The 24,498-nt window shown below is 69.5% G+C and carries 26 protein-coding genes; 15 read left to right on the top strand and 11 right to left on the bottom strand.

Going from position 1 to position 24,498, the window contains the following annotated elements; translation table 11 throughout:
• Positions 1-187 precede the first annotated feature (187 nt).
• The 11 genes from C8P66_RS03010 to C8P66_RS02960 are packed head-to-tail and all read left to right on the top strand — an operon-like array spanning position 188 to position 10,489.
• Positions 188-1,225 (top strand): ABC transporter substrate-binding protein, encoded by a 1,038-nt coding sequence (locus tag C8P66_RS03010; protein WP_111396648.1) that lies wholly within the window; start codon positions 188-190, stop codon positions 1,223-1,225.
• Positions 1,222-1,986 carry an SDR family NAD(P)-dependent oxidoreductase gene (locus tag C8P66_RS03005; RefSeq protein ID WP_211314008.1) on the top strand — a complete coding sequence of 255 codons (765 nt, stop codon included), beginning with the start codon at positions 1,222-1,224 and terminating at the stop codon, positions 1,984-1,986. Before C8P66_RS03010 ends, C8P66_RS03005 begins: the two co-directional genes overlap by 4 nt.
• Positions 1,987-2,003: 17 nt before the next feature.
• On the top strand, positions 2,004-3,014 hold the full coding sequence (locus C8P66_RS03000; protein ID WP_111396647.1) for an isopenicillin N synthase family dioxygenase: 1,011 nt from the start codon (positions 2,004-2,006) through the stop codon (positions 3,012-3,014).
• Between the two features lie 22 nt (positions 3,015-3,036).
• Positions 3,037-4,188 carry an ABC transporter substrate-binding protein gene (locus C8P66_RS02995; RefSeq protein WP_111396646.1) on the top strand — a complete coding sequence of 384 codons (1,152 nt, stop codon included), beginning with the start codon at positions 3,037-3,039 and terminating at the stop codon, positions 4,186-4,188.
• 50 nt (positions 4,189-4,238) lie between these two features.
• Positions 4,239-5,111: a branched-chain amino acid ABC transporter permease gene (locus C8P66_RS02990; RefSeq protein WP_111396645.1), complete on the top strand. Its 873-nt coding sequence runs from the start codon at positions 4,239-4,241 to the stop codon at positions 5,109-5,111.
• Positions 5,108-6,136, top strand: coding sequence for a branched-chain amino acid ABC transporter permease (locus C8P66_RS02985; protein ID WP_245903176.1), 1,029 nt, complete (start codon positions 5,108-5,110; stop codon positions 6,134-6,136). The genes C8P66_RS02990 and C8P66_RS02985 overlap by 4 nt, the downstream gene beginning before the upstream one ends.
• Positions 6,133-6,918: an ABC transporter ATP-binding protein gene (locus C8P66_RS02980; protein WP_111396644.1), complete on the top strand. Its 786-nt coding sequence runs from the start codon at positions 6,133-6,135 to the stop codon at positions 6,916-6,918. The genes C8P66_RS02985 and C8P66_RS02980 overlap by 4 nt, the downstream gene beginning before the upstream one ends.
• On the top strand, positions 6,905-7,624 hold the full coding sequence (locus C8P66_RS02975; protein ID WP_111396643.1) for an ABC transporter ATP-binding protein: 720 nt from the start codon (positions 6,905-6,907) through the stop codon (positions 7,622-7,624). Before C8P66_RS02980 ends, C8P66_RS02975 begins: the two co-directional genes overlap by 14 nt.
• A gap of 15 nt (positions 7,625-7,639) precedes the next feature.
• Positions 7,640-8,470, top strand: a complete 831-nt coding sequence (locus C8P66_RS02970; RefSeq protein WP_281271331.1) for an alpha/beta hydrolase — start codon at positions 7,640-7,642, stop codon at positions 8,468-8,470.
• Positions 8,463-10,154, top strand: a complete 1,692-nt coding sequence (locus C8P66_RS02965; RefSeq protein WP_111396641.1) for an FAD-binding protein — start codon at positions 8,463-8,465, stop codon at positions 10,152-10,154. The genes C8P66_RS02970 and C8P66_RS02965 overlap by 8 nt, the downstream gene beginning before the upstream one ends.
• Positions 10,151-10,489 (top strand): 2Fe-2S iron-sulfur cluster-binding protein, encoded by a 339-nt coding sequence (locus C8P66_RS02960; protein ID WP_111396640.1) that lies wholly within the window; start codon positions 10,151-10,153, stop codon positions 10,487-10,489. Before C8P66_RS02965 ends, C8P66_RS02960 begins: the two co-directional genes overlap by 4 nt.
• Here C8P66_RS02960 and C8P66_RS02955 read toward each other — a convergent pair.
• The 10 genes from C8P66_RS02955 to C8P66_RS02910 form a co-directional block, all read right to left on the bottom strand.
• Entirely contained in the window at positions 10,486-11,001 is a 516-nt protein-coding gene (locus C8P66_RS02955; RefSeq protein WP_111396639.1) for a MarR family winged helix-turn-helix transcriptional regulator, read from the bottom strand. The genes C8P66_RS02960 and C8P66_RS02955 overlap by 4 nt on opposite strands.
• A gap of 95 nt (positions 11,002-11,096) precedes the next feature.
• The gene (locus tag C8P66_RS02950) at positions 11,097-12,077 is read right to left on the bottom strand and encodes a Bug family tripartite tricarboxylate transporter substrate binding protein (protein WP_111396638.1); all 981 of its coding nucleotides are present in this window, start codon (positions 12,075-12,077) and stop codon (positions 11,097-11,099) included.
• A 54-nt stretch (positions 12,078-12,131) separates the two neighbouring features.
• Entirely contained in the window at positions 12,132-13,274 is a 1,143-nt protein-coding gene (locus C8P66_RS02945) for a mandelate racemase/muconate lactonizing enzyme family protein (RefSeq protein ID WP_111396637.1), read from the bottom strand.
• Entirely contained in the window at positions 13,271-14,452 is a 1,182-nt protein-coding gene (locus C8P66_RS02940) for a mandelate racemase/muconate lactonizing enzyme family protein (protein ID WP_111396636.1), read from the bottom strand. Before C8P66_RS02940 ends, C8P66_RS02945 begins: the two co-directional genes overlap by 4 nt.
• Entirely contained in the window at positions 14,449-15,441 is a 993-nt protein-coding gene (locus tag C8P66_RS02935; protein WP_111396635.1) for an NAD(P)-dependent oxidoreductase, read from the bottom strand. Before C8P66_RS02935 ends, C8P66_RS02940 begins: the two co-directional genes overlap by 4 nt.
• A 2-nt stretch (positions 15,442-15,443) precedes the next feature.
• Positions 15,444-16,583 carry a mandelate racemase/muconate lactonizing enzyme family protein gene (locus C8P66_RS02930; RefSeq protein WP_111396634.1) on the bottom strand — a complete coding sequence of 380 codons (1,140 nt, stop codon included), beginning with the start codon at positions 16,581-16,583 and terminating at the stop codon, positions 15,444-15,446.
• Positions 16,584-16,613: 30 nt separating this feature from the next.
• On the bottom strand, positions 16,614-17,360 hold the full coding sequence (locus tag C8P66_RS02925) for a FadR/GntR family transcriptional regulator (RefSeq protein WP_111396633.1): 747 nt from the start codon (positions 17,358-17,360) through the stop codon (positions 16,614-16,616).
• Positions 17,361-17,404: 44 nt separating this feature from the next.
• Positions 17,405-18,289 (bottom strand): MBL fold metallo-hydrolase, encoded by an 885-nt coding sequence (locus C8P66_RS02920; RefSeq protein WP_111396632.1) that lies wholly within the window; start codon positions 18,287-18,289, stop codon positions 17,405-17,407.
• Between the two features lie 21 nt (positions 18,290-18,310).
• On the bottom strand, positions 18,311-18,766 hold the full coding sequence (locus C8P66_RS02915) for a DUF6691 family protein (RefSeq protein WP_111396631.1): 456 nt from the start codon (positions 18,764-18,766) through the stop codon (positions 18,311-18,313).
• Between the two features lie 8 nt (positions 18,767-18,774).
• On the bottom strand, positions 18,775-19,203 hold the full coding sequence (locus tag C8P66_RS02910; RefSeq protein WP_111396630.1) for a YeeE/YedE family protein: 429 nt from the start codon (positions 19,201-19,203) through the stop codon (positions 18,775-18,777).
• 66 nt (positions 19,204-19,269) lie between these two features.
• Between C8P66_RS02910 and C8P66_RS02905 the strand changes: the two genes are divergently transcribed.
• Entirely contained in the window at positions 19,270-19,593 is a 324-nt protein-coding gene (locus C8P66_RS02905) for an ArsR/SmtB family transcription factor (RefSeq protein ID WP_111396629.1), read from the top strand.
• Here C8P66_RS02905 and C8P66_RS02900 read toward each other — a convergent pair.
• The gene (locus tag C8P66_RS02900; RefSeq protein ID WP_111396628.1) at positions 19,572-20,351 is read right to left on the bottom strand and encodes an IclR family transcriptional regulator; all 780 of its coding nucleotides are present in this window, start codon (positions 20,349-20,351) and stop codon (positions 19,572-19,574) included. The two genes, C8P66_RS02905 and C8P66_RS02900, sit on opposite strands and share 22 nt — an antisense overlap.
• A 150-nt stretch (positions 20,352-20,501) precedes the next feature.
• Between C8P66_RS02900 and C8P66_RS02895 the strand changes: the two genes are divergently transcribed.
• From C8P66_RS02895 to C8P66_RS02885, 3 genes are read left to right on the top strand one after another with little or no spacing between them, the layout of a single operon-like run.
• The gene (locus tag C8P66_RS02895) at positions 20,502-21,371 is read left to right on the top strand and encodes a MaoC/PaaZ C-terminal domain-containing protein (RefSeq protein ID WP_158537074.1); all 870 of its coding nucleotides are present in this window, start codon (positions 20,502-20,504) and stop codon (positions 21,369-21,371) included.
• Entirely contained in the window at positions 21,364-23,670 is a 2,307-nt protein-coding gene (locus C8P66_RS02890) for a molybdopterin guanine dinucleotide-containing S/N-oxide reductase (RefSeq protein WP_211314007.1), read from the top strand. Before C8P66_RS02895 ends, C8P66_RS02890 begins: the two co-directional genes overlap by 8 nt.
• Before the next feature lie 43 nt (positions 23,671-23,713).
• Positions 23,714-24,496: an SDR family oxidoreductase gene (locus C8P66_RS02885; protein ID WP_111396626.1), complete on the top strand. Its 783-nt coding sequence runs from the start codon at positions 23,714-23,716 to the stop codon at positions 24,494-24,496.
• Positions 24,497-24,498: the final 2 nt, after the last annotated feature.

Here is a 24,498-nt window from a genome sequence, read left to right as displayed (position 1 = left end):
GCGGGCGGCCCCCAGGAAATGTGGCTGTAGGCACATTTTTTGGCAACTCCCCCGGCGCACGCTCAATGCATGGGCACTCCCCGGGCCGCGCAGCGCCCTTCGCCGCCGCCAAACCGGCGCTGCCGGGCTGGCACCCTGCTTGCTTCATCGGGATCAGTCGCCGCTGTGCAGAGCCGGAGTCGCCCCCATGTTCACCTCCCCCTTCCGACGTCGTTCGATCCTGGCCGCGGCGCTCTGCCTTGCCGCCCTTCTGCCGGCGCGGTCGGAGGCGCAGACGCCGGCCCCGGCCCCAGTCCGATTCTCCTGGGATTGGGCGCCGCAGGGCTACCACGCCATCTGGGCGCTGGCGGAGGAGCGGGGCCTGTTCCGCGACGCCGGCCTGCGGGTCCAGATGGACCGCGGCTATGGCTCGGGCGACACCATCAGCAAGGTCGCGACCGGCGCCTATGATGTCGGCTTTGCCGATGTGAACGCGCTGGTGCAGTTCAATGCCCGCAACCCCGACCGCCGCGTCATCGCCGTGCAGATGGTGTTCGACACCAACCCCGCCGCCGTGGTCACGCTGCGCCGCAGCGGCATCCGCACCGCCGCCGATCTGCGCGGCCGCAACCTGGGCGCGCCCGAGGGCGAAAGCAGCCGGGTGCTGTTCCCGGTCTTCGCCCGCGCGGCGGGGGTGGACGCCAGCACCATCCGCTGGACCTCGATGACCGCCAATCTGCGGGAGACGATGCTGGCCACCGGCCAGGTCGAGGCCATCACCGGGTTGCAGATGGCCGCGGTGTTCAGCCTGCGCGCCGCCGGCGTGCCAGCGCAGGATATCGTCGTGCTGCCCTATGCGGCGGCGGGCGTGGACCTTTATGGCCATGGCATCATCACCTCGGCCGCCTTCGCCGAGAGCCACCCCGAGGTGCTGCGTGGCTTCCTCCGCGCCTCGCTCGGCGGGCTGCGTGCGGCGCTGGCCGATCCGGCCGCCGGCATGGCGGCGATGAAGCGGCGCGAGCCGCTGTTCGACGAGGCACTGGAGCTGGAGCGCTTCGCCATGGCCCGCGACGTCGCCATCCTGACCGATGGCGTGCGCCAGAAGGGCTTTGGCACCATGGAGCCGGATCGCATGGCCCGCCTCGTCGCGATCAATGCCGAGGTCAACCAGATCGCCAACCCGCCTGCTCCCGAGAGCCTCTACTCGACCGCCTATTTGCCGCCGCTTGCGGACCGCATGCCGTGAGCGAGCCGGCGCTGCTCGGCAAGGTCGCCGTGGTCACGGGCGGTGCCGCCGGCATCGGCTATGCCCTGGCCGAAGGGCTTGCCCGGCGTGGCGCCGCGGTACTGATCGCCGACCGGGACGGCGCCGTGGCCGCCGCGGCCAGGCTGCGCGCCGCAGGCTTCAGCGTCGAGGGCATCGCCGCCGACGTGTCCTCCGAAGACGACACCGCGGCGATGGCCGAGGCCGCCGAGCGCCTCTTCGGCGGCATCGACATCCTGGTGAACAACGCCGGCATCTATGCGACGCTGACGCCGCGCCCCTTCGAGGCGCTGGACGTCGCCGAATGGCGGCGGGTGCTGGATGTGAACGTGATCGGCACCTTCCTCTGCTGCCGCGCGGCGCTGGCGGGGTTCCGGCGGCGCGGGGGCGGGCGGATCGTCAACATCAGCTCCGGCGTCGCCTTCAAGGGCAACCCGTACATGGCGCATTACGTGGCGAGCAAAGGGGCCGTGGTCTCGCTGACCCGGGCGCTGGCGACCGAGCTTGGCCGGCATGGCGTGCTGGTGAACAGCGTCGCGCCGGGCTTCACCCTCAGCGATGGCGTGATGAAGAATCCGGTGCTGGTGGCGGGGGTGAAGGAGCCTTCGCTGCGAAATCGCGTCCTGGCACGCGACATGCTTCCAGAAGACCTGGTCGGCGCCGTCTGCTTCTTCGCGGGCCCCGATGCGGGCTTCATCACCGGCCAGACGCTGGTGGTGGATGGAGGGGCCTATTTCCACTGACGCGAGGGAGCCGAGCCATGTCTGAGATTCCGGTCATCGACCTCAGCGCCGCCCTGGGCGGCAGCCCGGCCGAGCGGCTGCGCGTGGGCCGGGAGATGGATCGCACCTGCCGCGAGATCGGCTTCTTCACCGTCACCGGCCATGGCGTCTCCGCCACCGCGATGGACAACCTCCGCGGCCTCGCCAACACCTTCTTCGCGCTGCCGCTCGACGAGAAGCAACGCGCCCTGCATCCGGTCAAAGGCACCCCGCGCGGCTATATCGCACTGGGGGTCGAGGCGCTGGCCTCCGGCAATGCTGTGGCGACGCCGCCGGATCTGAAGGAATACTACCACTTCGGCCGCGAAACCTGGCCCGAGGAGGCGTATTACACCTCACCAGAAGGGCAGCGGTACTTCCGGCCCAACCTCTGGCCCGAACGGCCGGCGGGTTTTGCCGCCGCCGCCGCCGCCTATTACGCGGCGATGGAGACGCTGACGGTCGAGATGATGCGCCTCGCCTCGCTCGGCCTCGGCATCCCCGAACACTTCTTCGACGACAAGATCGACCGCCACATCACCGCGATGCGGCTGAACCACTACCCGGCGCAGGTGGCGCCGCCGGCGCCGGGCCAGCTTCGGGCCGGGGCGCATACCGATTACGGGCTGCTGACCATCCTGAACGGCGAGAACGTCCCCGGCGGGCTCCAGGCGCAGATGCGGGACGGCCGCTGGCTGGATGTCGAGACCGATCCCAGGACCTTCGTCGTCAATATCGGCGATCTTCTGATGCGCTGGACCAACGACCGCTGGATGTCGAATGTGCATCGCGTGGTCAATCCGCCCGATAGCGCGGCGGCACGCAGCAGCCGGCTGTCGATCGCCTTCTTCCACCATCCCAATTACGACGCGCGCATCGAATGCATCGCGTCGCCGCCAGAATTGGGATCAGAATCGGGATCAGAATTGGGATCGGCGAAATATCCGCCGGTCCTGTCTGGCGCCTATCGGGACGAGAAATACCGCCAGACCCGCGTCGCTGCCGCCTGACACCCCACAAGGAGCCATCCGCATGCTGAACCGACGCACCGCCCTCCTGGCCGGGCTCGCCCTGCCCGCCCTGCAACGCACCGCCTGGGCCGCCGATCCGATCAAGATCGGCATGACGCAGCCGCTGACCGGCGCCGTCGCCGCCTCGGGCAATTATGTCGCCAATGGCGCCAAGATCGCCGTGGAGGTGCTGAACCGCGCCGGCGGCGTGCTCGGCCGTCCGCTGGAGCTGATCCTGGAGGACAACAAGTCCAACCCGCGCGAGGCCGTCGCGGCGGTGGACAAGCTGGTCCTGCGCGACCGCGTGCCGGTGCTGATCGGCGCCTGGAGCTCCACCTACACCCTGGCGATCATGCCGAAGCTGCTGGAATACAAGGTGCCGATGGTGGTCGAGACCTCCTCGGCGTCGCGCATCACCACCTCCGGCAACCCCTATGTCTTCCGCATCGCGCCGACCTCGGCGATGGAGGCCGTGGCCTTCAGCACGCAGCTTGGCAAATTCACCCCGGCGATGCGCAAGGTGGACTTCCTTTCGGTGAACAACGACTTCGGCCGTGGCGCGGCGGAGAAATTCTCCGAGGCGCTGGCCGCCAAGGGCGTCACCATCGGCCGCACCGAGACGATGACGCCGGAAGCAACCGATCTTTCGGCGCAGCTCGCAGCCCTGAAGCAATCCGACGCCGACACCATCTTCCTGACCACCGGCGTCGAGCAGCAGACCCTGGCCTTGCGTCAGGCCGTGGAGCAGCGCCTCGGCAAGCGCTTCGTGACCACCGGCGGCTCCTTCCCCGATGCGCTGATCGCCAACCCGCTGCCGGCCGGCAACACCAGCTTCCACATCCTGTTCTACGCGCCCTGGTTCCCCGAGCGCGCGCCCTACCCCGCGATCGCCGAGGCCTATACCGCCGAGTGGAACAAGAACAACTGGGAGTTCGCCGGGCTGACCGAGGGCTTCCGCGGCTATGACGCGGTGCTGACGGTGGTCGAGGCGATCCGCCTGGCCGGCAAGCCCGAGGCCGAGGCGATCCGCGAGGCGCTGTGGAAGGTCGATATCCATGGCGTGAACGGCGACATCCGTTTCGCCAAGGAAGGCCCCGCGGGGCAGGAGAGCGGCCAGAACCAGCCGAACGTCGCCATCGTCACGCTGTCCGAAGGCAAGACCGGCCTTCTCTGAAAGCATTCGGCCGGGTCGCCACGGCCCGGCCCGACCCCAAGGCGGACGTGATGGACCAGGCTCTGCAACATCTCGTCAACGGGACGGTCCTCGGCGGCACCTATGCGCTGCTGGGGATCGGGCTCACGCTGATCTTCGGCGTCATGCGCGTGGTGAATTTCACCCATGGCGAGCTCTACACCTTCGGCGCCTACATGGCCTACGGGCTGGTGGCGCTGCTGCATGTCGATTTCTTCCTGTCGCTGGTGCTGGCCACGATGCTCGGCCTGGCGCTCGGCGCGCTGATCGAGCTGGTGCTGCTGCGGCCGATGCGGAAGGCGGATATCGATTCCGTCATGCTGGTGATGATCGGCGCGGCGCTGGTGCTGCAGAATGCCGGGCTCTGGGCCTGGGGCGGCGTTGCCAAGCTGGTGCCCACGCCCTTCGCCGGCACGCCGCTGGTCTTCGGTCCGGTATCGGTGCTGCCGCTGCGGCTGTTCGTGCTCGGCGTGGCCGCGACCCTGCTGCTGGTGTTCTGGCTGCTGCTGGAACGCACCCGTGCCGGCATCGCCATGCGCGCGACCTTCCAGGATGCGGAGACGGCATCCCTCATGGGGGTGCGCGTGGGCTGGGTGCATACCGCGACCTTCGCCATCGGCTCGGGGCTTGCCGCCGCGGCGGGGGCGCTGCTGGGGCCGGTGTTCATGGTCTCCCCGGCCATGGGCGATCTGGTCGGGCTGAAGGCCTTCGCCATCGTCATCCTCGGCGGGCTCGGCAACCTGCCGGGTGCGGTGATCGGCGGCTTCGCGCTCGGCTATGTCGAGGAATTCGGCGGCGGCTTCGTCTCCAGCGAATACCGCGACGCCTTCGGCTTCCTGCTGATCATCCTGGTGCTGGCGATCCGCCCGCAGGGGCTGGTCGCGCTGAAGGAGCGCGTCGGGTGAGCGCGGTCTTCGGCTGGCTGTTCGTCGCCGCCATGGCGGCCGTGCCGGTGGTGTTTCCCGACCCCTATGTGCTGTCGGTGCTGACCTCGGCCGGCATCTTCATCATCGGCGCGATCAGCCTGAACCTGCTGCTGGGCTATACCGGGCAGCTCAGCCTCGGCCATGCCGCCTTCTTCGGATTGGGCGCCTATGCCAGCGCGCTGGTCTCGCTCGGCTTCGATATCGGCATCGGCTTCGGGCTGCGGCTGCGGCTGGACCCGCAGCCGGTCTTCGTCGGGTTTCTGGCGGGAATCGCGGTCGCGGGGGCCTTCGGCTGGCTGCTGGGGCGCCTCGCCTTCCGGGTGCGCGGGGCCTATTTCGTCGTCATCACCATCTGCTTCGCCCAGGTGCTGCGGATGGTCGCACTGAACTGGGTGGAGCTGACCCAGGGGCCGATGGCGCTGATCGGCATCCCCCCCGCCTCGCTCTGGCTGCCGGGCCAGGGCGTGGTGCCGCTCTATACCAAGCCGCAGAGCTTCTGGCTGGTGCTCGGCGTGGGCACGCTCGCCTTCCTGCTGGTGCGGCAGGTGGTGCAGTCGCGCATCGGCCGCGCCTTGGTCGCGCTGCGGGAGAATGAGACCCTGGCGCGCTCCGTCGGCATCCGCGTCACGCATTACCTCGTCATCGCGACGGTGCTTTCAGCCGGTATCGCGGGGGCGGCGGGCAGCCTCTTCGCGCATTACGTCCGCATCATCGACCCGGACGTGTTCCTGTTCATCTACACCGTCACCATGGTCATCATGGTGATCACCGGGGGCAAGGGCACCCTCTGGGGGCCGGTGGTGGGCGGGCTGATCTTCGGGCTGATGCCCGACCTGCTGCGCGGCTCAGCCCCGCCCGAGGCGCAGTGGATCGCCTATGGCGTGCTGATGATCCTGCTGGTGATGTTCCTGCCGCGCGGCATCGTGCCGGCGGTGGCGGGGCTGTTGCCCGCGCGCCGCAGGCCCGCGCCGGCCATCGCCGCCATGGTGGAGCCGGCGCCATGACCGCGCTGCTGGAGGTCGAGCATGTCGCGGTGCAGATCGGCGGGCTGGTCGCCGTCGCCGATCTCAGCTTCACGGTGGAGGAGGGTCAGGTCGTCAGCCTGATCGGCCCGAATGGCGCGGGCAAGACCACCGCCTTCAACGCCATCACCGGCTACATGCGCCCCCGCCAGGGCCGCATCCGCTTCCGGGGCCAGGACCTCGCCGGGCTGTCGCCGGAGCGGATCGCCGCCCTGGGGCTGGTCCGCAGCTTCCAGCGCACCAGCATCTTCGGCCCCTGCACGGTCTTCGAGAACGCGCGCATGGCGCTGCACCTGCGGGGCGAATCCGGCCTGCTCGGCGCCTTGCTGCGCCTGCCCGGCATGCGGCGGGAGGAAGCCCGGCTGCGCGAGGAAGCCTTCGCCATGCTCGATTTCGTGGGGCTGACCGCGCGGGCGGAGGTGACCGCGGACTCCCTCGCCTATGGCGAGCAGCGCCGCCTCGGCATCGCCCTGGCCGCCGCCGCCGCTCCGCAACTGCTGCTGCTGGACGAACCCGCCGCCGGGCTGAACCCGTCGGAGACCGCCGAATGCATGGCGCTGATCCGCCAGCTTCGCGACCGCGGCACCACCATCCTGCTGGTGGAGCATGACATGGCCATGGTGATGCGCATCTCCGACCGAATCGTGGTGCTGAACCAGGGCCGCATCATCGCCGATGGCCCCCCCGCCGAAATTCGCGAGGACCCCGAGGTGATCCGTGCCTACCTCGGCACCAGCCGGGAGGTGCCGCATGCTGCGGCTTGAGGGGATCGAGGTCGGCTACGGCCGGGTCGCGGCGCTGCGCGGCGTCTCGCTGGAGGTGCGGCAGGGCGAGCTGGTCAGCCTGATCGGCGCCAATGGCGCGGGCAAATCCACCACGCTGAAGACCATCAGCGGGTTGATGAAGCCAAGTGCCGGCAGCATCACCTGGGACGGGCAGCCGATCACCGGCCTCTCCCCGCGCGAAATCCTGCGCCGCGGCATCGCGCATTGCCCGGAGGGCCGCCGCGTCTTCCCGCATCTGACGGTGCGGGAGAACCTCGCCATGGGCGCGTTGCTGCGCCACGACAAAGCCGGCATCGCCGAGGATCTGGAGGCGATGTACGCACGCTTTCCCCGCTTACGCGAACGCGCCGCCCAGGCCGCCGGCACGCTCTCGGGCGGCGAGCAGCAGATGCTGGCGATCGCCCGCGCGCTGATGTCCCGCCCGCGCCTGGTGATGTTCGACGAGCCCTCGCTCGGCCTCGCGCCGAACCTGGTCGAGCAGGTGTTCGAGATCGTGCAGGAGGTGCGGCGCCAGGGGTTGATGGTGCTGATGGTCGAGCAGAACGCGCTGGCGGCGCTCAGCCTATGCGATCGCGCCTATCTGCTGGAAACTGGGCGCGTGGTCCGCTCCGGCACCGGCGCGGAATTGATGGCGAGCAGCGATGTGCGCGAAGCCTATCTCGGCGGCCGGGCCTTCGCCGCCTGAACCGGAGTGCGAGCAGTGACCAAACCCGAAGACTGGCGTGGCTGGGATCGCGAGACGCTGAGCGCCGCCTACAACAACTCCGCGGCCGTGGCCGGCTCCGCCGCCACCGTCGCCGGCTGGGCCGCCGATTCCAAGGCCTTGCGCACCGCCCGCCCCGCCGGGTTGGACAAGCCCTATGGCGCCACCCAGCGCGAGGGCTGGGATCTGTTCCCCGCCGCCGACCCGGCCGCCCCCTGCCTCGTCTTCATCCATGGCGGCTATTGGCAGCGCAACGCGCGGGAGGGGTTTTCCTGCATCGTGGAGGGGGCGCTGGCCAAGGGCTGGTCGGCCGCCCTGCCCGGCTATGCCATCGCCCCGGATGCGAGCCTGACCGAGATCACCGCCCAACTCCGCAGCGCGATGGACTGGCTCCAGGCCCATGGCGCCGCGAACGGCATCGCCGGGCCGGTGATCGTCTCCGGCTGGTCGGCGGGCGGGCATCTGGCGGCGATGATGGCCGATCATCCGCTGGTGCGCGGGGTGCTGGCGATATCCGGCGTCTTCGATCTGGCGCCGATCCAGGGCACGGCGTTGAACGACGCGCTGTCGCTGACCCAGGCCGAATTGCTGGCGCTGTCGCCCCAGAAACTGCCGCTCAGCGCGACGCCGATCGCCGTCGCCTATGGCGGCGCCGAACTGCCCGAGTTGCAGCGCCAGTCCCGCGAATTCCACGCCCTGCGCGCCGCGGCCGGGGCGCCCGGCCCGCTGCTGCCGGTGCCGGGAGCGGACCACTTCACCATCCTGGCCGAATTGCGCGCGCCCGGCGGCAGCCTGCTGGCTGCCGCCGAGGCGCTGCTGCATGGCTGAGGACGCCGAGCTTCGCACCGATGTGCTGGTCATCGGCGCCGGCGGCGCGGGGCTTTATGCGGCCATCGAGGCCGCGCGCCAGGGGGCGCAGGTGCTGCTGCTGGACCGTTCGCTGATCGGGCGGGGTGGCGCCACGGTGATGGCGCAGATGACCGTGGCCGTGGCGCTGGGGACCGAGCAGCCGGACGATCCGGCCTTCCATCTGCGCGACACCCTTGCCGCCGGGCGCGGGCTCTGCGACCCGGCGCTGGCCCGCCTGCTCTGCGAGGAGGGCGTCGAGGTCATCCAGGAAATGGACGCCTGGAAGACCGGCTGGGCCCGGCATGCGGATGGCCGCATCCGCCAGGCGCATGCGCCGGGGCATGACCGGCCGCGCTGCGTCTATGTCGATTTCCTCAGCACCGGCCCCGCCGTCTCCCGCACCCTGCGCACCCAGGCGCAGCGCCAAGGCGGCATCCGCCGCATGGGCGAGATGCTGGTGACCGACCTCGTGCTGGCCGATGGCCGGGTGCAGGGCGCGGTGGCACTCGACCTCGCGCATGGGCGCGCCGTGCGGATCGCCGCGGGTGCGACCATCATCGCGACCGGCGGGCTGACCCGGCTGTATCGGCGCAACAGCGCCTCGGCCAATATGGCGGGCGATGGCTATGCGCTGGCGCTGCGCGCCGGGGCCACGCTGATCGACATGGAATTCGTGCAGTTCTTCCCAATCGGCCATCTGGCGCCGCGGCTGATCGGGATGGACCCGATCATGTGGGACCCCTTCCGCTACAAGCTTGGCGGCCGGCTGCTGAACAGCGAGCGAGAGGAATTCACCGACCGCTACGGCGCACCGCCCGAGGGCGGGCGCTATGTCGTGACCCGCGACCTCGCGACCTATGCCATCACCAAGGAGGTCGCGGCCGGGCGCGGTTCGCCGGCCGGCGGTGCCTGGCTGAGTTTTGAGCATGTGCCGGAGGCCGAGCTACGTGCCAATTTCGGCCCGGTGATCGACAGGCTGGCGGCCAATGGCATCGACCTGACCAAGACCGCGATCGAGGTCGCGCCCATCGCGCATTACCACATGGGCGGCATCCGCGTGGACACGCGCATGGCGACCGACCTGCCCGGGCTGTTCGCGGCCGGGGAGGCGGTGGGTGGGGCCAATGGCGCCAACCGCCTCTCGGGCAATGCCATCACCGAGGCGCTGGCCTTCGGCCGCGTCGCGGGCCGGCAGGCGTCGGCCTTGGCGAAGCAGGAGGGCATCGCCTGGACCGATCCCCGGGCGCGCGAGGCGCTGGCGCTGGCCGGGCGCGCCGGGGCCGTCCGCCCAGGCTTCAACCCCGCGGCGATGTTCGCCGCCCTTCAGGCGACAATGGCCGAGGAGGTCGGCGCCTTCCGCACCGCCACGGGCCTTGCCCGCGCCGCGACGCGGATCGCCGCTCTGGCCGCCGAGCTGGGTGAGGCCCCGCCCGGCGCGCCGCTGCCGCATGATCTGGCGCGGGCCGATTGGTTCGACCTGCGTGCCGGCCTGCTGGTCGCGCGGGCCGTGGTGCTGGCCGCCACCGCCCGCACCGAAAGCCGCGGCGCGCATCAGCGCGAGGATCATCCCGGCCTGGATGCCGCCTGGACCAGCAACCAGACCGTGACCTTGGCCGGCGGACGCCTCGCCCTCGGCCAGCAACCCGTGGCAGCGGCGGCATGAGCATCGCGATCCTTTCCATCCATCGTGGCGGCCCGGGCGAGGCGCCGCGGCGCGATGTGTTCGAGGTGCCCTTCGAGGCGGGCCAGTCCGTGCTCGACGGGCTGCGCTGGGTGCGGGAGCATACCGACCCGGGGCTTGCGATGCGCTACGCCTGCCTGAATGCGAATGCCTGCAAGGAATGCATGATGCGGCTGGATGGCGCCGTGATCTATGCCTGCACGGCGCGGCTGGAGGCACGCGAAATGCGGCTGGACCCGCTGCCCAACAAGCCGCTGCTGCGCGACCTGGTCACCGCCATCGCGCCGCCGGATGAGCGGCCGCCGGACGCCGCCTAGCGAACCTTCGGCGGCGGATCGCCAACCATGCCGTGGCGGGTCACCAGCTCCCGCAACACCCGCAGGAACGGCCCGCGGCGCCGTTCGGGCAGCGGCTCCACCAGCCGGCTATGGGCGCGGTCCACGCAGGCCTGCATGGCGGTGAAGACCTCGATGCCATGGGTGGTCAGGAAGAGCATCTTGGCGCGGCGGTCCTGCCCGCGTTCGGTCCGCAGCAATCCGGCGGCTTCCAGGCGGCGCACCACATCGGCGGTGGTGAAGCGGTCCAGCCGCAGCCCGATCGCGGCCGCGCCCTGCTCCAGGCCCGGCGCGCCCGCCAGCAGGGTCAACAGGCTGTACTGCACCGGCGTCACCCCGAAGCCGGCGCATTCTTCCTGGAACATCGCCGAATGCACCTGGTGCAGTCGCCGGATCAGCACGCCCGGCCGCTCCATCAGCGCCGCCCCCGGATCGGAAGGGCGCGGTCCGATACCCTGCGGCGTGGCGGCCGGCGATGTTGGGCGACGTGTCATGCGCGGGGCTGCTCCTGACGATGGCCACCAGGATGGTCTTCGTCAGGGCCGTTTAGGCCGCGGGGGCGGCGCGGGGCAATTCCCCGCCCGCGGGTTCAGTCCGGGCGAATGTTGTGCGCGCGGATGATGCCACCCCAGCGGGCGCGATCCGTGCCGATCTGGCGCAGGAAATCCTCCCGCGAGCCACCCAGGCGCTGCAGCCCGTTCTCATCGAAGCGACGCTGCACATCGGGGGCGGCCAAAGCGCGGTTCAGCTCGGTATTCCAGCGCGCCACCAGCTCAGGCGGGGTCTGGCCGGGCAGCACCACGCCGAACCAGTTGGGGATGACGAAATCGGGCAGCCCGTCCTTGGCGATCACCGGCAGCTCCGGCAACAGCGGCGAGGCGGATGCCGCGCCATAGGCGAGCGCGCGCAGGCCGCCACCCCGGATCTGCCCCATGAATTCCGGCATGTTGCCGAACATCACATCGACGCGGCCGGCGGTGATGTCGATGATCGCCGGCGCCCCGCCGCGATAGGGGATCTGGGTGATCTGTGACCCGGTCAGCGAGGCGAAGAGCACGCAGGACAGTTGTTGGCTGGACCCCGCGCCCACCGTGGCGCAGGTCGTGGGGCGGGCGGCATTCTTGCCGGCCTGCGCCAGATCGCGCCAGGAGGTGATCTCCGAGTTCGGGCCGGTGACGAGGACGTTGTAGACCGAAGCCACGGGCACAACCGGGATCACATCGGTTTCCACATTATAAGGCACCGCCTGCATCTGCGGCGTGATGGTCATGATGCCCATCGAGGCCAGCAGGATCGTGTAGCCATCGGGCGCGGCGCGAACCAGCTCCTGCGTCGCGATCACGCCGCCGCCGCCGGTGCGGGTATCGACCACCACATTCTGGCCGAGCTGTTGCGAGAGCTGATCGGCAAGGATGCGCCCGATCAGATCCGAGGTGCCGCCCGGCGAGAACGGGTTGAGGAAGCGGATGGAACGGTTTGGAAACGCCGGGTCGGCGGCATTGGCCGAGGTTGCGAACAAGGTGCCCGCCGCGAAGAGCACGGCTGCGACCCGCCTGTGGAATTGTGTCATGAATGCCTCCTCTCTGGTGATGCGCCGCCCTCTGTCGGGGCGATCGCCGTGAACTCAGATGTAGCCGGGGCCCTCGATCGCGGGATGGGCGAAGAGCCAGTCGTCATCGACCTCCACGCCGATGCCGGGGGTCTCGTTGGGGCGAACGCAGCCATCGGCGCCGATGCGCCAGGGCTCGCTGACCAGCGCGTCGCGGAACAGGTTTTTCCGCGAGACATCCGCTTCGAAATAGCCGGGGTTGTCGATGGCGCAAAGGAAGTGGATCGTTGCCGCCTGGTTCAGCCCGGTCATGGAACTATGCGGGTGGATCGCGATCTTGTAGGCTGAGGCGATGGCGGCGATCCGCAGCGCCTCGGTCAGCCCACCGCATTTGGACAGGTCCGGCTGCCAGATCCCGATGGCGCCATCATCCAGCAGCGGCGCGAATTCGAACCGGGTGAAATGATTCTCGCCCACCGCGAGCGGGGTGCGGCCATAGCTCCGCGCCTGGGCATAGGCGCGGCGATCATGCGGGGGGAAGGGTTCCTCCAGCCAGCCCATGCCGAGCTCGTCCATGACCGGCATGACCCGGCGCACATCCTCCAGCCGATAGGCGGTGTTGGCGTCCGCCAACAGGTCGATGTCCTCGCCGAAGGCCTGGCGCACCGCCCGCATCCGCGCGATGTCGTTGGCCACGGTATCGCCGATCCGCAGCTTCACGGCGCGATAGCCGGCCTCGATATGCGGGCGGGCTTCGGCGACCAGCTCGTCGGGCGGCTGGTAGCCGAGCGCGACACCGCCGGCATAGGCCGGCACCGGCTTCGACGCGCCACCGAGCAGCCGGTACAGCGGCATCCCCGCGGCCTTGGCGCGAATGTCCCACAGCGCCATGTCGAGCCCCGACATCGCCAGCGCGCAGCCCGCACCCATGCCGTGGCTGGCCAACTGACCACGATAGATCTTGTGCCAGACACCAACCGTGTCGGTTGCCTCCATGCCCAGCACCAGCCGCTTCAGCGTGGTCTGCAACAAGGCCGCGACGGCGGTATGGGCGCGGCCATGGTGGCTCTCGCCCCAGCCGATCAGCCCGTCGTCGGTGGTCACCTTCACCACCACCGCATCGCGCTTCACCGCGCGGCCGACGCCGAGGGCGACGCTGCCGCCCTCCGGCACCGGGAAGGAGGTCGGGAAGGCCTCGATATTGGCGATCTTGGTCATGCGCCTGCTCCCGGCTTCTGAGCGTATCGGTCAAGGAAGGATTGGCGCACGGTGATGCCGAGGCCCGGGCGGTCGGGAATCTCGATGTGGCCGTCGAGGACAGGGAAATCCTCCTCGATCAGGTCGTGCAGCATCGGGTTGTGGCCGAGCGAGTATTCCAGGATGAAGCCCGCGCTTTGCGTCGCAGCCAAATGCATGCCGGCAGCGAAGGCCGGCGCGCCGGACCACAGATGCGGCGCGAGCCGCAGGTTGAAGGCCGAGGCCAGCGCCGAGATCCGCAAGCCCTCGGTGAGCCCGCCGGCGATGGCCAGATCCGGTTGCAGCACATCGGCGGCGCGCAGCTCCGCGATCTCCCGGAAATCATGCCGGGTGAATTCACTTTCCCCCGTGCTGATCGGCACGGTCGAGCAGCGTCGCACTTCCGCGAGGCCGTGCTTGTCGTCGGCGCTGACCGGCTCCTCGAACCAGAACAGGTCCTGGTCCTCGACCATGCGGCAGAAGGCGCGAGCCTCGGCCACCGTCCAGGTGCCATGCGCATCGGCCATCAGCTTGATGTCCGGGCCGAGCGTCTTGCGCGCGGCGCGCACCCGTGCGGCGGAGCGCGCGGGCGAGCCATCCATCACCCCCACGCGCATTTTTACCGCGCGGAACCCGGCCTTGTCGCAATAGCCTTGCAGCTGCGCGCCGATGTTGTCCGCATCCGCCCAGCCGCCCGAGGCATAGGCCGGCATCCGCTGCATCCTGCGCCCGCCCAGCAGCCGCCAGACCGGCACGCCGAGCGATTTGCCGAGGATGTCCCATAGCGCCACATCGACGCCGGCGATCGCCGAGATCGACAGGCCGCGCCGCCCGACCTGGGGCAGGCCATGGCCATTGGCAATCGCGAAGCCCTCACGCGGCGTGTTGTACATCACGTCCCAGAGCCGCGAGATGTCGCGCGGGTCCTGGCCGATCAGCAGCGGCGCGTAATCCTGGTTGATGATGGCCGCGAGGCCGGCGCAGGCGGCGGCGCTGCCGACCCCCGCCTTGGCCTCGCCCCAGCCGACCAGACCGGTGTCGCTATCCACCCGCACAATCACGGAATCGAAGGTGGTGACACGGCCGAAGTCGCTGGTGTGCTGGCGATCGAAGGGGATCGGCACGCGGCACCAGGTCGCGTGGATCTGCGAGATCTTCATGCCGAGACCAGCTCCGGGGTGCCCAGGGCGCGGCGCCGGTCGCGCGACGCTTCCCAGGCGGATGGGTTGACGAAGTTGCGCGGGCGCTCACCGCGCAGGATGCGGATGGTGTCCTCGGCGGCGCCGGTGCTCATCCGCACCACCGCCTCCCGGCTGAGCCCAGCGGCATGCGGGGTCAGCAGGACATTGGGCAGGGCGCGGAGCGGATGGTCGGCGGCCAGCGGCTGCTCGTCGTAGACGTCGAGCGCGGCACCACCGATGCGGCCCTCGCGCAGCGCCGCAAGCAGGGCCGTGCCCTCCACCACCGGCCCGCGCGCGAGATTCAGCAGCCAAGCGCCGGGGCGCATGCGCGCGATCCGCGCGGCCGAGGCGAGGCCGCGCGTCTCCGCCGTCAGCGGGCAGGCGAGCGCGATGTAGTCGCTCTCGGAAAAAATCGTGTCCAGATCGGCATAGGTGACGTCGGGCGGCATGGCGGCGCGGTCGCGGCGATGGCCGATGACGCGCATGCGGAAGCCATGCAGCGCGATCTCCGCGAGGCGGCGGCCCACCGCGCCGACGCCGATGATCCCGAGGGTACGGCCGCGCAATTCGCTGGCCGTCGCGGTGCGGCCGCGCGCGATATCCCAGCCCTTGGCGAGCAACTCGGCATACATGCCCTCGGCATGGCGCGCGATCGCCAGCATCTGGGCGATGGCGAATTCGGCCACGGAATCCGCGTTGGCGCCGGGCACATTGGCGACGAGGATGCCATGGGCGGTGCAATCCTCCACCGGGATCATGTCCACACCCACGCCCTGGCGCACGGCGGCGAGCAGGCGCGGCGCGCGGGCGGCCAGGTCATCCGGCAGCTTGCGCCGCACCACCACCGCATCGGCACGGGCCAGCAGCGCATCCAGGCCCGCGGCTCCCGGCAGCTCCACCGCATGCCCGGCGGCGCGCAACAGAGCCTCGCCGGCGGGATCGATCGGATCGGTCAGGGCGACCAGCATCCTCAGGCGACCTTGTATTGCGCGAGCACGGCGCGATCGACTTCGATGCCGAGCCCTGGACCATCGGGCACGCGCACGATGCCGCGGGTCTGCACGATCGGCTCCCGCGCCAGATGGTCGCGCAGCGGGTTCGGCGTCTGCTCGAATTCCAGCATCGGCGGCATTGGGCGGAAGGCCGGCGGCGTGTCGGGCAAGGCCGCCAGGAACTGCACCGTTGCGGCCAGTCCGATCGCGGAGCCCCAGGCATGCGGCACACATTCCACCCCATGCGCCGAAGCCATGGCGGCAATCTTGCGGCATTCGCTGATGCCGCCGGCGGCGCAGACATCGGGCTGCACGATATCCATCGCCTTGCGCGCGATCACGTCCCGAAAACCCCATCGGGTAAAATCATTCTCGCCACCGGCCACCGCCATATCCAGCGCCCGCGTCACCTCGACGTAGCCGTCGTGGTCCTCGGGGCTGATCGGCTCCTCGAACCACAACAGGTCCAGCGGCTCCATGGCACGGCCGAGGCGGATCGCCTGCGGCACGGTGAAGCAATGGTTCGCATCCACCGCGAGCTTCACATCGGGCCCGATCGCCTCACGCACCGCGGCGACGCGCTTGAGGTCGAGGCGCGGATCGCCAAGGCCGATCTTCATCTTGATCGCGGTGAAGCCTTGCGCGACGTATTTTTGCGCCTCCTCCACCGCTTCCTCGACCAGCCGGTCCATGTCGATGAAGTAGAGGCCGGTGGCATAGGCGGTGATCTCGGTGCGGTGCGCGCCGCCGATCAGCTTGTGGATCGGCTTGTTCACCGCGCGGCCGATGATGTCCCACAGCGCGATGTCGATGCCCGACAGCGCCGCGATGGTCATGCCGGTAAGGCCATAATCCTTGATGCGGTTGTAGAGATCCTCCCAGACCACCTCGACATCGAAGGGATCGCGGCCGATCACGCGGCTGCGATACTGCGTCTCGATGATCGCCTTGTTCACCACCGCCGGGCCGTAGCATTCGCCCCAGCCGGTGATCCCTTCATCGGTGGTGATCTCGACGATGCAGGAGGCGCGCGTGGTGTAGAGCCAGCCACGGGCCGAGGTGAAGGGCTGCTCCACCTTGGATTGCAGCACATGGCAGATGACGTCGGTGACCTTCATTTTTTGCTTTCCCCCCAACGCTCCGCAGGTTCAGTCCCCGCGTGATCGTCGCTTCAACAATTCCAGCCAGTAGCCTTCGACACTCTGCAGATGGCTGCCCATCGCCGCCTCGGCCGCATCCGGGTCGCCCGCCGCCACCGCGTCGCGCATGGCGACGTGCTGCTGATGCGAAAGGGGCGCGCGCATCCCATCGGCGAAGTACTGCCAACGCCGGTTCCGCGACATGAGGTAGAAGGCGTTGACCACGCGCAGGAAGACATGATTGCCCGTCGCCTCGACCATCGCGAGATGGAAGGCGGCGTCGTAATCGGCGAGGTTCTCGCCAAGCGCGACAAGCCACGCGCCCTCGGCGAGGATCGTGTCCAGGCGCTGGATGTCGTCGGTGTGGCGGCGGCTGGCGGCGAGGCGCACGCCCTGGATTTCCATGATCCGGCGCAGCTCGACGACCTCGCGCACCTCGGACTCGGCCAGTGGCACGCCAAGCTCGGCTTGCAGCACCATGGCCTCGATCGAGCCCTGGCGCTCCACCGATCGCAGATAGATGCCCGAGTTCGGGCGCCGCTCGACCATGCGCAGGGTTTCCAGCACCGCCAGCGCCTCGCGCACCGCGCCGCGGCCGACGCCGAAGCGTTCGGCCAGTTCACGCTCGGAGGGCAGGCGGTCGCCAGGTTCCAGCCGCCGATGGGCGATGAAGGGCAGCAGCCGGCCGATCAGATTGCCCCGCTCGTCGAGCGGGGCGGCGGGGGGCAGGCTGCGGCGGTCATCCGAACTGGTCATACCAAATTGGTACTACCAGACAGGGACAAGTGGCAAGGGCCTCCTCAGAGGCTGTTCAGCGGCACCTTGAGGAAGCGCTTGCCGCTGTCATCCGGGGGCGGCAGGGCGCCGGCGCGCATGTTGACCTGCAAGGACGGCAGGATCAGCCGCGGCATGGCCAGCGTCTTGTCGCGCGCCTCGCGCATCGCGACGAAGGCATCCTCGCTGATGCCATCCCTGACGTGGATGTTGTGCGCGCGCTGTTCGGCGACGGTGGTTTCCCAACGGATGTCCCGCCCGTTCGGCCCATAGTCGTGGCACATGAACAGCCGCGTCTTCGGCGGCAGGTCCAGCACGCGCCGGATCGAGCGGAACAGCGTGCGCGCGTCCCCACCCGGGAAATCTGCGCGCGCCGAGCCGCCATCGGGCATGAACAGCGTGTCGCCGACGAAGGCGGCATCCCCGATCACATGCGTCATGCAGGCGGGGGTATGGCCGGGGGTATGCATGGCCAAGGCCGGCATGGTGCCGATGCGGTAGGTATCGCCGTCCTTGAACAGCCGGTCGAACTGGCTGCCGTCGCGCTGGAACTCGGTGCCCTCGTTGAACACCTTGCCGAAGGTGTCCTGGACGATGGTGATGTTCTCGCCGATGCCGATCTTCCCGCCGAGCTTGCCCTGGATATAGGGCGCGGCGGAGAGATGGTCCGCGTGGACATGGGTTTCGATCAGCCATTCCAGCCGCAGCCCATGCGCCGTGATGTGCGCGATGATCGCGTCGGCCGATCCGTAGGAAATCCGGCCGGCCGCGTAGTCGATGTCCATCACCGAATCGATCACGGCGCAGGCCTCGGACGCGGGGTCCTTGACCACGTAGCTGACGGTGTTGGTGGGCGCGTCGAAGAAGGCGGTCACCTCGGGCTTCACCGAGAGGGCGAGGGTGTCGGTCATGCGAAGCCTCCTCTGTGTATGTCAGGCCCGGGAATTTGCGCTCCGGGGCAGACTCCGTTGATTGGCCAGCCAGCGGGCGCCGGCCATGCCGGCCAGCATCGCTGCCACAAAGATCGCCGCGGCGCCGCCGCCGGTGCCAAGGGCGGTGAGGGCCGGACCCGGGCAAAACCCCGCAAGCCCCCAGCCGATGCCAAAGATCGCCGGGCCGAGGATGATGCGCGAATCAATCTCCCGCGCCGTTGGCAGATGGAAGGCGGTGTCGAAGACCGGCCGCGCGCGCCGCAGCACCAGCCGGAAGCCGACGAAGGCCACCGCGATCGCGCCCGCCATGACGAAGGCGAGGCTGGCATCCCAGCCGCCGCTGGGGATCGCCGCGACATCCAGGAAGTTCAGCACCTTGGCCGGGTTGGACATGCCGGAGACGACAAGGCCGGTCCCAAACACCAGCCCGACCAGGAATTGCACCAGGATCACCATGGCGTATCTCACAACAAATGGCGGGTGACGAAGACGGTGGCGATGGCGGTCGTCATGAACACCAGCGTCGCCACCAGCGAACGCGGGGACAGCCGCGCCAGGCCACAGACGCCATGGCCCGAGGTGCAGCCATTGCCCCAGACCGAACCGAAGCCGACCAGAAGCCCCGCCACGACCAGCAACGCGGGGCCCGCCTCGATCACCTGGGCCGGGACGGTGCCGGTCAGCAGCATGATGGCGAGCGGTGCGGCGACCAGCCCAAGCACGAAGGCCAGGCGGCCACCAAACCCGTTATCACCATAGGGCGGCAGCAACCGCGAGGCGATGCCGCTGATCCCGGCGATGCGGCCCGTGGCGGCCATCAGCATCACGGCAGACAGGCCGATCAGCGCGCCGCCGAGCAGCGAGGCGAGCGGGGTGAAGGTGGTGAGGGCCATATCGGCGATCCCCTTCCGAGGAAATTGATATTTGCTTCATACATTCGCATATGCTAAAATGTCAAGATGAAATTGGATCTCATGGATACCCCTGTCGCAGCCCTTGAGGCGAAGGCCGAGGAGGCCGCGCGGATGCTGACCGCCATGGCGAACGCCAAGCGGTTGATGGTGCTGTGCCATTTGCTGGAAGGGGAGAAATCCGTCGGCCAGTTGGCGGAGCTTGTCGGCCTGGCCCCCGCCGCGCTGTCGCAGCATCTGGCCCGGATGCGGGATCTGCGGCTGGTCGAGACCCGGCGGGATGGCCAAACGATCTACTACCGCCTCAGCAGCGCCGAGGTGGAGGCGATGCTGGAGACGCTGTATCGCCTCTACTGCGCCCCGGCCGCCTGACGCGCCGGCCCCGGGGCGATATGGCCGAGCTGCTGGGAAATGGCCTGGCTCGCGGCGACGCAGCGGGCGCGGCAGTCGCGCAGCTTGGCCTCGGTCAGCCGCGCCGTCGGGCCGGTGATGCAGAAAGCGCCGGCGACACCGCCCTTGGCGTCATGGATCGAGGCCGCGGCCCCCGCGATGCCGATCTGCCACTCGTCGCGGGATTGCGAACTGCCCTCCGCCCGGATGCGGGCCAGATCCTCCCGCAACTGCGCCTGGGTCTGGATGCCGAAGGCGGTGCGGGGCGCGAATTCGGCGACGGCGGCCTCGATGAAGGCCTCGGGCTGGAAGGCCAGCAGCACTCGGCCGAAGGCAGAGTTGCAGATCGGCAGCCTGGTGCCGAGCGGTGAGAATATCTGGAGGGGGTGCAGCGAGTCGACCTTGTCGATGATCAGCACCTCCCGCTCCTGCACCACGCCCAGCATGGTGGTCTCGCCCGTCTCCAGTGCCGCGGCCTCCAGCAGCGGGCGGGCGACCTGGGGCAGGCTGAGGCCCCGCACCACGCCGATGCCCATTTCCCAGAGTTTCACCGACAGGGCGTAGCGGCCGCTGTCCTCCTCCTGGCAAGCGTAGCCCTGGCGCACCAGCGTATCGAGCAGCCGGTGGACGGTGCTCTTGTTGATCTGCAGGTCCCGCCCGAGCTGGCTGACCCCGACCGGCTTGCCGGCACGGGCCATCGCCTCGATGAGCTGGAGCGCCTTTTCGACCGTGACCGACATGCGCTCAGGCGGCCTGGATCTGGGACAGGCGGGGGTGGGGCATCAAGCGATCCTCGGACAGCGGCGTCATCGCCTGTTCCAAATATAGGCACGGCGTTGCAAATCAACCAGGATGGCAGCATGCTCCACCCCGCAGCACCAACAGGGCCGATGATGCCGCTCGATCCCACGGGGCTCATGGCCCTCTCTATTCCCACACGCAATGTGGCCTATGCCGATCGGGACAGCCTGCTCTACGCCCTGGCGGCGGGGATGGGCGCGGGGGGCGAGGCGGCGGATCTGCCGTTTGTCTGGGAGCGGGGCCAGGGGGAACAAAGCCAGCGCGTGCTGCCCAGCATGGCGACGATGCTCGCCTTCGACGACAGTTGGCTGGAGGCCGGGAAGATCGCCTTGCCGCAGGTGGTGCATGGCGCGCTCGACCTGCGCTTCTTCCACCCCCTCGCCCCTTCCGGCGCGGCGCTGGCGGAGACCGCCATCATCGGGCTGGATGACAAGGGCGCGGGGCGGGGCGGGCTGGTCTTCACCGAGACGCTGCTGCGCCAGGACGGGGCGGTGGCGGCCAGCGTGCTCTCCACCATGTTCGTGCGCGGCGCCGGCGGCTTCGGCGGTGCGGTGGGCCAGGGTGTGACGGCGGCCGGCGTGCCGGAGACCGCCCCCGATGCCCAATCCCGCGTCGCCACAGCGTTGAACCAGGCGCTGTTCTTTCGCCTGCTGGGCGATCGCAATCCGCTGCACGTCGATCCGCGCCTCGCCCGCGAGGTGGGGTTCGAGCGGCCGATCCTGCACGGCGCCTGCACCTTCGCCATCGCCTGCGCCGAGGTGCTGCGGCGCTTCTGCGGGCATGATCCGGCGCGGCTCACGCGCTTCGCCGCGCGCTTCGCGGGGCCGCTTTATCCGGGCGAGACCCTGGCCTTCAGCTTCTGGCGGGTCGCAGGTGGCATCGCCTTCCGCGCGGCCGCGGCGGAACGCGCCGCCCCCGTGCTGGACAATGGCTTCGCCGGTCTGGCCGCCGATGCCTGACGACAGGCGCCCCCTGCTCTTCACCCATTGGGGCGCCTACCGCGCCGAGGTGAAGGATGGCCGGTTGCAGGCCCTGGATGGGCTGGAAGGCGATCCCGACCCCTCCCCCATCGGCCGCTCCATCCCCGGGGCGCTCACCGACGATCTGCGCATCCGCCAGCCCATGGTGCGCGCCGGCTGGCTGGCGCATGGGCCGGCCAGCCGCGCGGCGCGGGGGCAGGAACCCTTCGTGCCGGTGTCGTGGGAAAAGGCCGAGGCGCTGGTGGCGGGGGAGATCCTTCGCGTCGCCGCGGCGCATGGCAATGGCGCCATCTTCGGCGGCTCCTATGGCTGGGCCAGCGCAGGGCGCTTCCATCACGCGCAGAGCCAGCTGCACCGCTTCCTGAACCTGGTCGGCGGCTACACCGCCTCGGTCACCACCCATAGCTATGCGGCGGCCGAGGTGCTGCTGCCGCATATCCTCGGCAGCCAGGACAGCCTGGTGGCGCGGCACACGCCCTGGCCGATCATCGAGCGCCATACCCGGCTGATGGTGATGTTCGGCGGCCTGCCGGTGAAGAACACGCAGATCTCGGCGGGCGGTGTCGGGCATCACACCATCGCGGAGTCGCTGCGGCGCTGCCGCGATGCCGGGACCGCATTCGTGAACATCAGCCCGATCCGCGAGGATACCGCCGCCGAGTTGGGTGCGACCTGGCTGCCGCTGCGGCCGAATACCGACACGGCGCTGATGCTGGCCCTGGCCCATACGCTCTGGGCCGAGGGGTTGCACGACACCGCCTTCCTGGACCGCTGCTGCACGGGCTTCGATCGCGTCCTGCCGTATCTGACCGGCGCGGCCGATGGCCAGCCCAAGGATGCCGATTGGGCCGCGGCGATCTGCGGGATCGAGGCCGAGACCATCCGCGCCTTGGCGCGCCGCATGGCCGCGACCCGTACCATGATCGCCGTCGCCTGGTCGCTGCAACGGGCGGATCATGGCGAGCAGCCGCTGTGGGCCGCGATCACCTTGGCCGCCATGCTGGGGCAGATCGGCCTGCCGGGCGGGGGCTTCGGCTTCGGCTATGGCGGCAGCAACCGCATCGGCAATACGCCGCATCCCTTCTCCTGGCCCGCGCTGCCGCAGGGCAGGAACCTGGTCCGGGACTACATCCCGGTCGCCCGCCTCGCCGACATGCTGCTGAACCCCGGTGGCGCCTATGCGTTCAACGGCGCGCGACGGCGCTACCCGGATATCCGCATGGTCTATTGGGCGGGCGGCAATCCCTTCCATCACCAGCAGGACCTCAACAAACTCGTCCGCGCCTGGCAACGGCCGGAGACGGTGGTGGTGCATGAGCCCTGGTGGAATGCCATGGCCCGGCACGCGGACATCGTGCTGCCCTGCACCACCTCGGCCGAGCGCAACGACCTCGGCATCGCCACGGGCGAGGCGCATCTCTTCGCCATGCGGCAATTGATCGAGCCCGTCGGGGAGGCGCGCAGTGATTTCGCCATCCTGTCCGGCATTGCCGCCACGCTTGGCCTCGGCGAGGCCTTCACCGGCGGGCGGGACGAGATGGGCTGGGTGCGGCACCTTTACGCCCTCGCCCGCCAGCGTGCCGCCTCACATGACCTGAACCTGCCGGATTTCGAGGCGTTCTGGACCGATGGCCATATCCGGCTGCCACCGCCGACGACGGAGAAGAACCTGTTCGAGGACTTCCGCGCCGCGCCGGAAACGGCACCTTTGCCCACGCCATCCGGCCGCATCGAACTCTTCTGCGATGCCATCGCGGGATTCGGCTATGCGGATTGCCCGGGCCATGCGGTTTGGCTGCCGCCGGCGGAATGGCTGGGCGCGGCAGAGGCAGCGCAATTCCCCTTGCACCTCATCTCCAACCAGCCACGCACGCGGCTGCACAGCCAATACGACAATGGCCGTGTCGCCCAGGAGTCGAAGGTGGCGGGGCGCGAGCCGGTCCTGCTGCATCCGGCCGATGCCGCGGCGCGCGGCATCACCGATGGCATGCTGGTGCGGGTCTTCAATACGCGCGGCGCCTGCCTCGCGGGCGCGGTGCTGAGCGATGCGATGATGCCCGGCGTCGTCCAGCTTGCGACCGGTGCCTGGTTCGACCCGGGGCCGGATGGGCTGGAGCTGCATGGCAACGCCAATGTTCTCACGCTGGACAAGGGCACCTCCTCCCTCGCGCAGGCACCCATTGCCCATTCGGCATTGGTCGAGGTCGAGGCCTTCATCGGTGAGGCGCCGCCCCTGCGCGTGATGACCCCGCCCGCGATCCTGGCGCCACGCCGGTGATGCGGCCGGCTCGCGTTTTCCCGTCAACAGCACAAGGTCCACGATGATCGATCAGAGCTACTGGGCATCCAAGCGCGTGCTCATCACCGCGGGGGCCGCCGGGATCGGGCTCGCCATCGCCAAATCCTTCCATGACCTCGGGGCCAAGGTCTGGGTCTGCGATATTTCCGAGGCGAGCCTCGCGACCGCGGCGACCGCCCTTCCCGGCATTGGCACCATGCGCTGCGACGTGTCCGATCCTGTGCAGGTCGATGCCTTCGTCGCCGCCGCGGTGGCGGCGATGGGCGGGCTCGACTTCGTCATCAACAATGCCGGCATCGCGGGGCCGGCCGCGCCGGTCGAGGATATCTCCACCGAGGACTGGCTGCGGACCCAGGCGATCAACGTCAACGGCCAGTTCTTCGTCGCCCGTGCCACGGTGCCGCATCTGAAGGCGAATGGCTGGGGCGTGATGGTCTGCATGGCCTCGGTCGCGGGCAAATACGCCTTCGCGCTGCGCTCGCCCTATTCCAGCAGCAAGGCGGCCGTGATCGCCTTCGCGCGCGGCCTGTCGGTCGAACTTGGCCCGCACAAGATCCGCGTGAATGCCATCGCGCCCGGCGTGGTGAACGGTGATCGCATTCGCCGCGTCTTCACCGACCGCGCCGCGACCAAGGGCATCACCTATGAGGAGATGGAGCAGATCGCGCTGCGCGCCGTCTCGCTCAAGACCGCCGTCGATCCGGAGGAGATCGCCGAGATGGTGCTCTACCTCTGCGCGCCCACCGGCCGCGCCATCACCGGCCAGGTGATGAGCATCTGCGGCGGCCTCGAATACACGGAGTGAAG

The sequence above is a fragment of the Humitalea rosea genome (assembly GCF_003253705.1).
Classification (GTDB): Bacteria; Pseudomonadota; Alphaproteobacteria; order Acetobacterales; family Acetobacteraceae; genus Humitalea; species Humitalea rosea.
The sequence above is the reverse complement of the archived record's forward strand: the minus strand, read 5'-3'. Positions and strand labels throughout refer to the sequence as shown.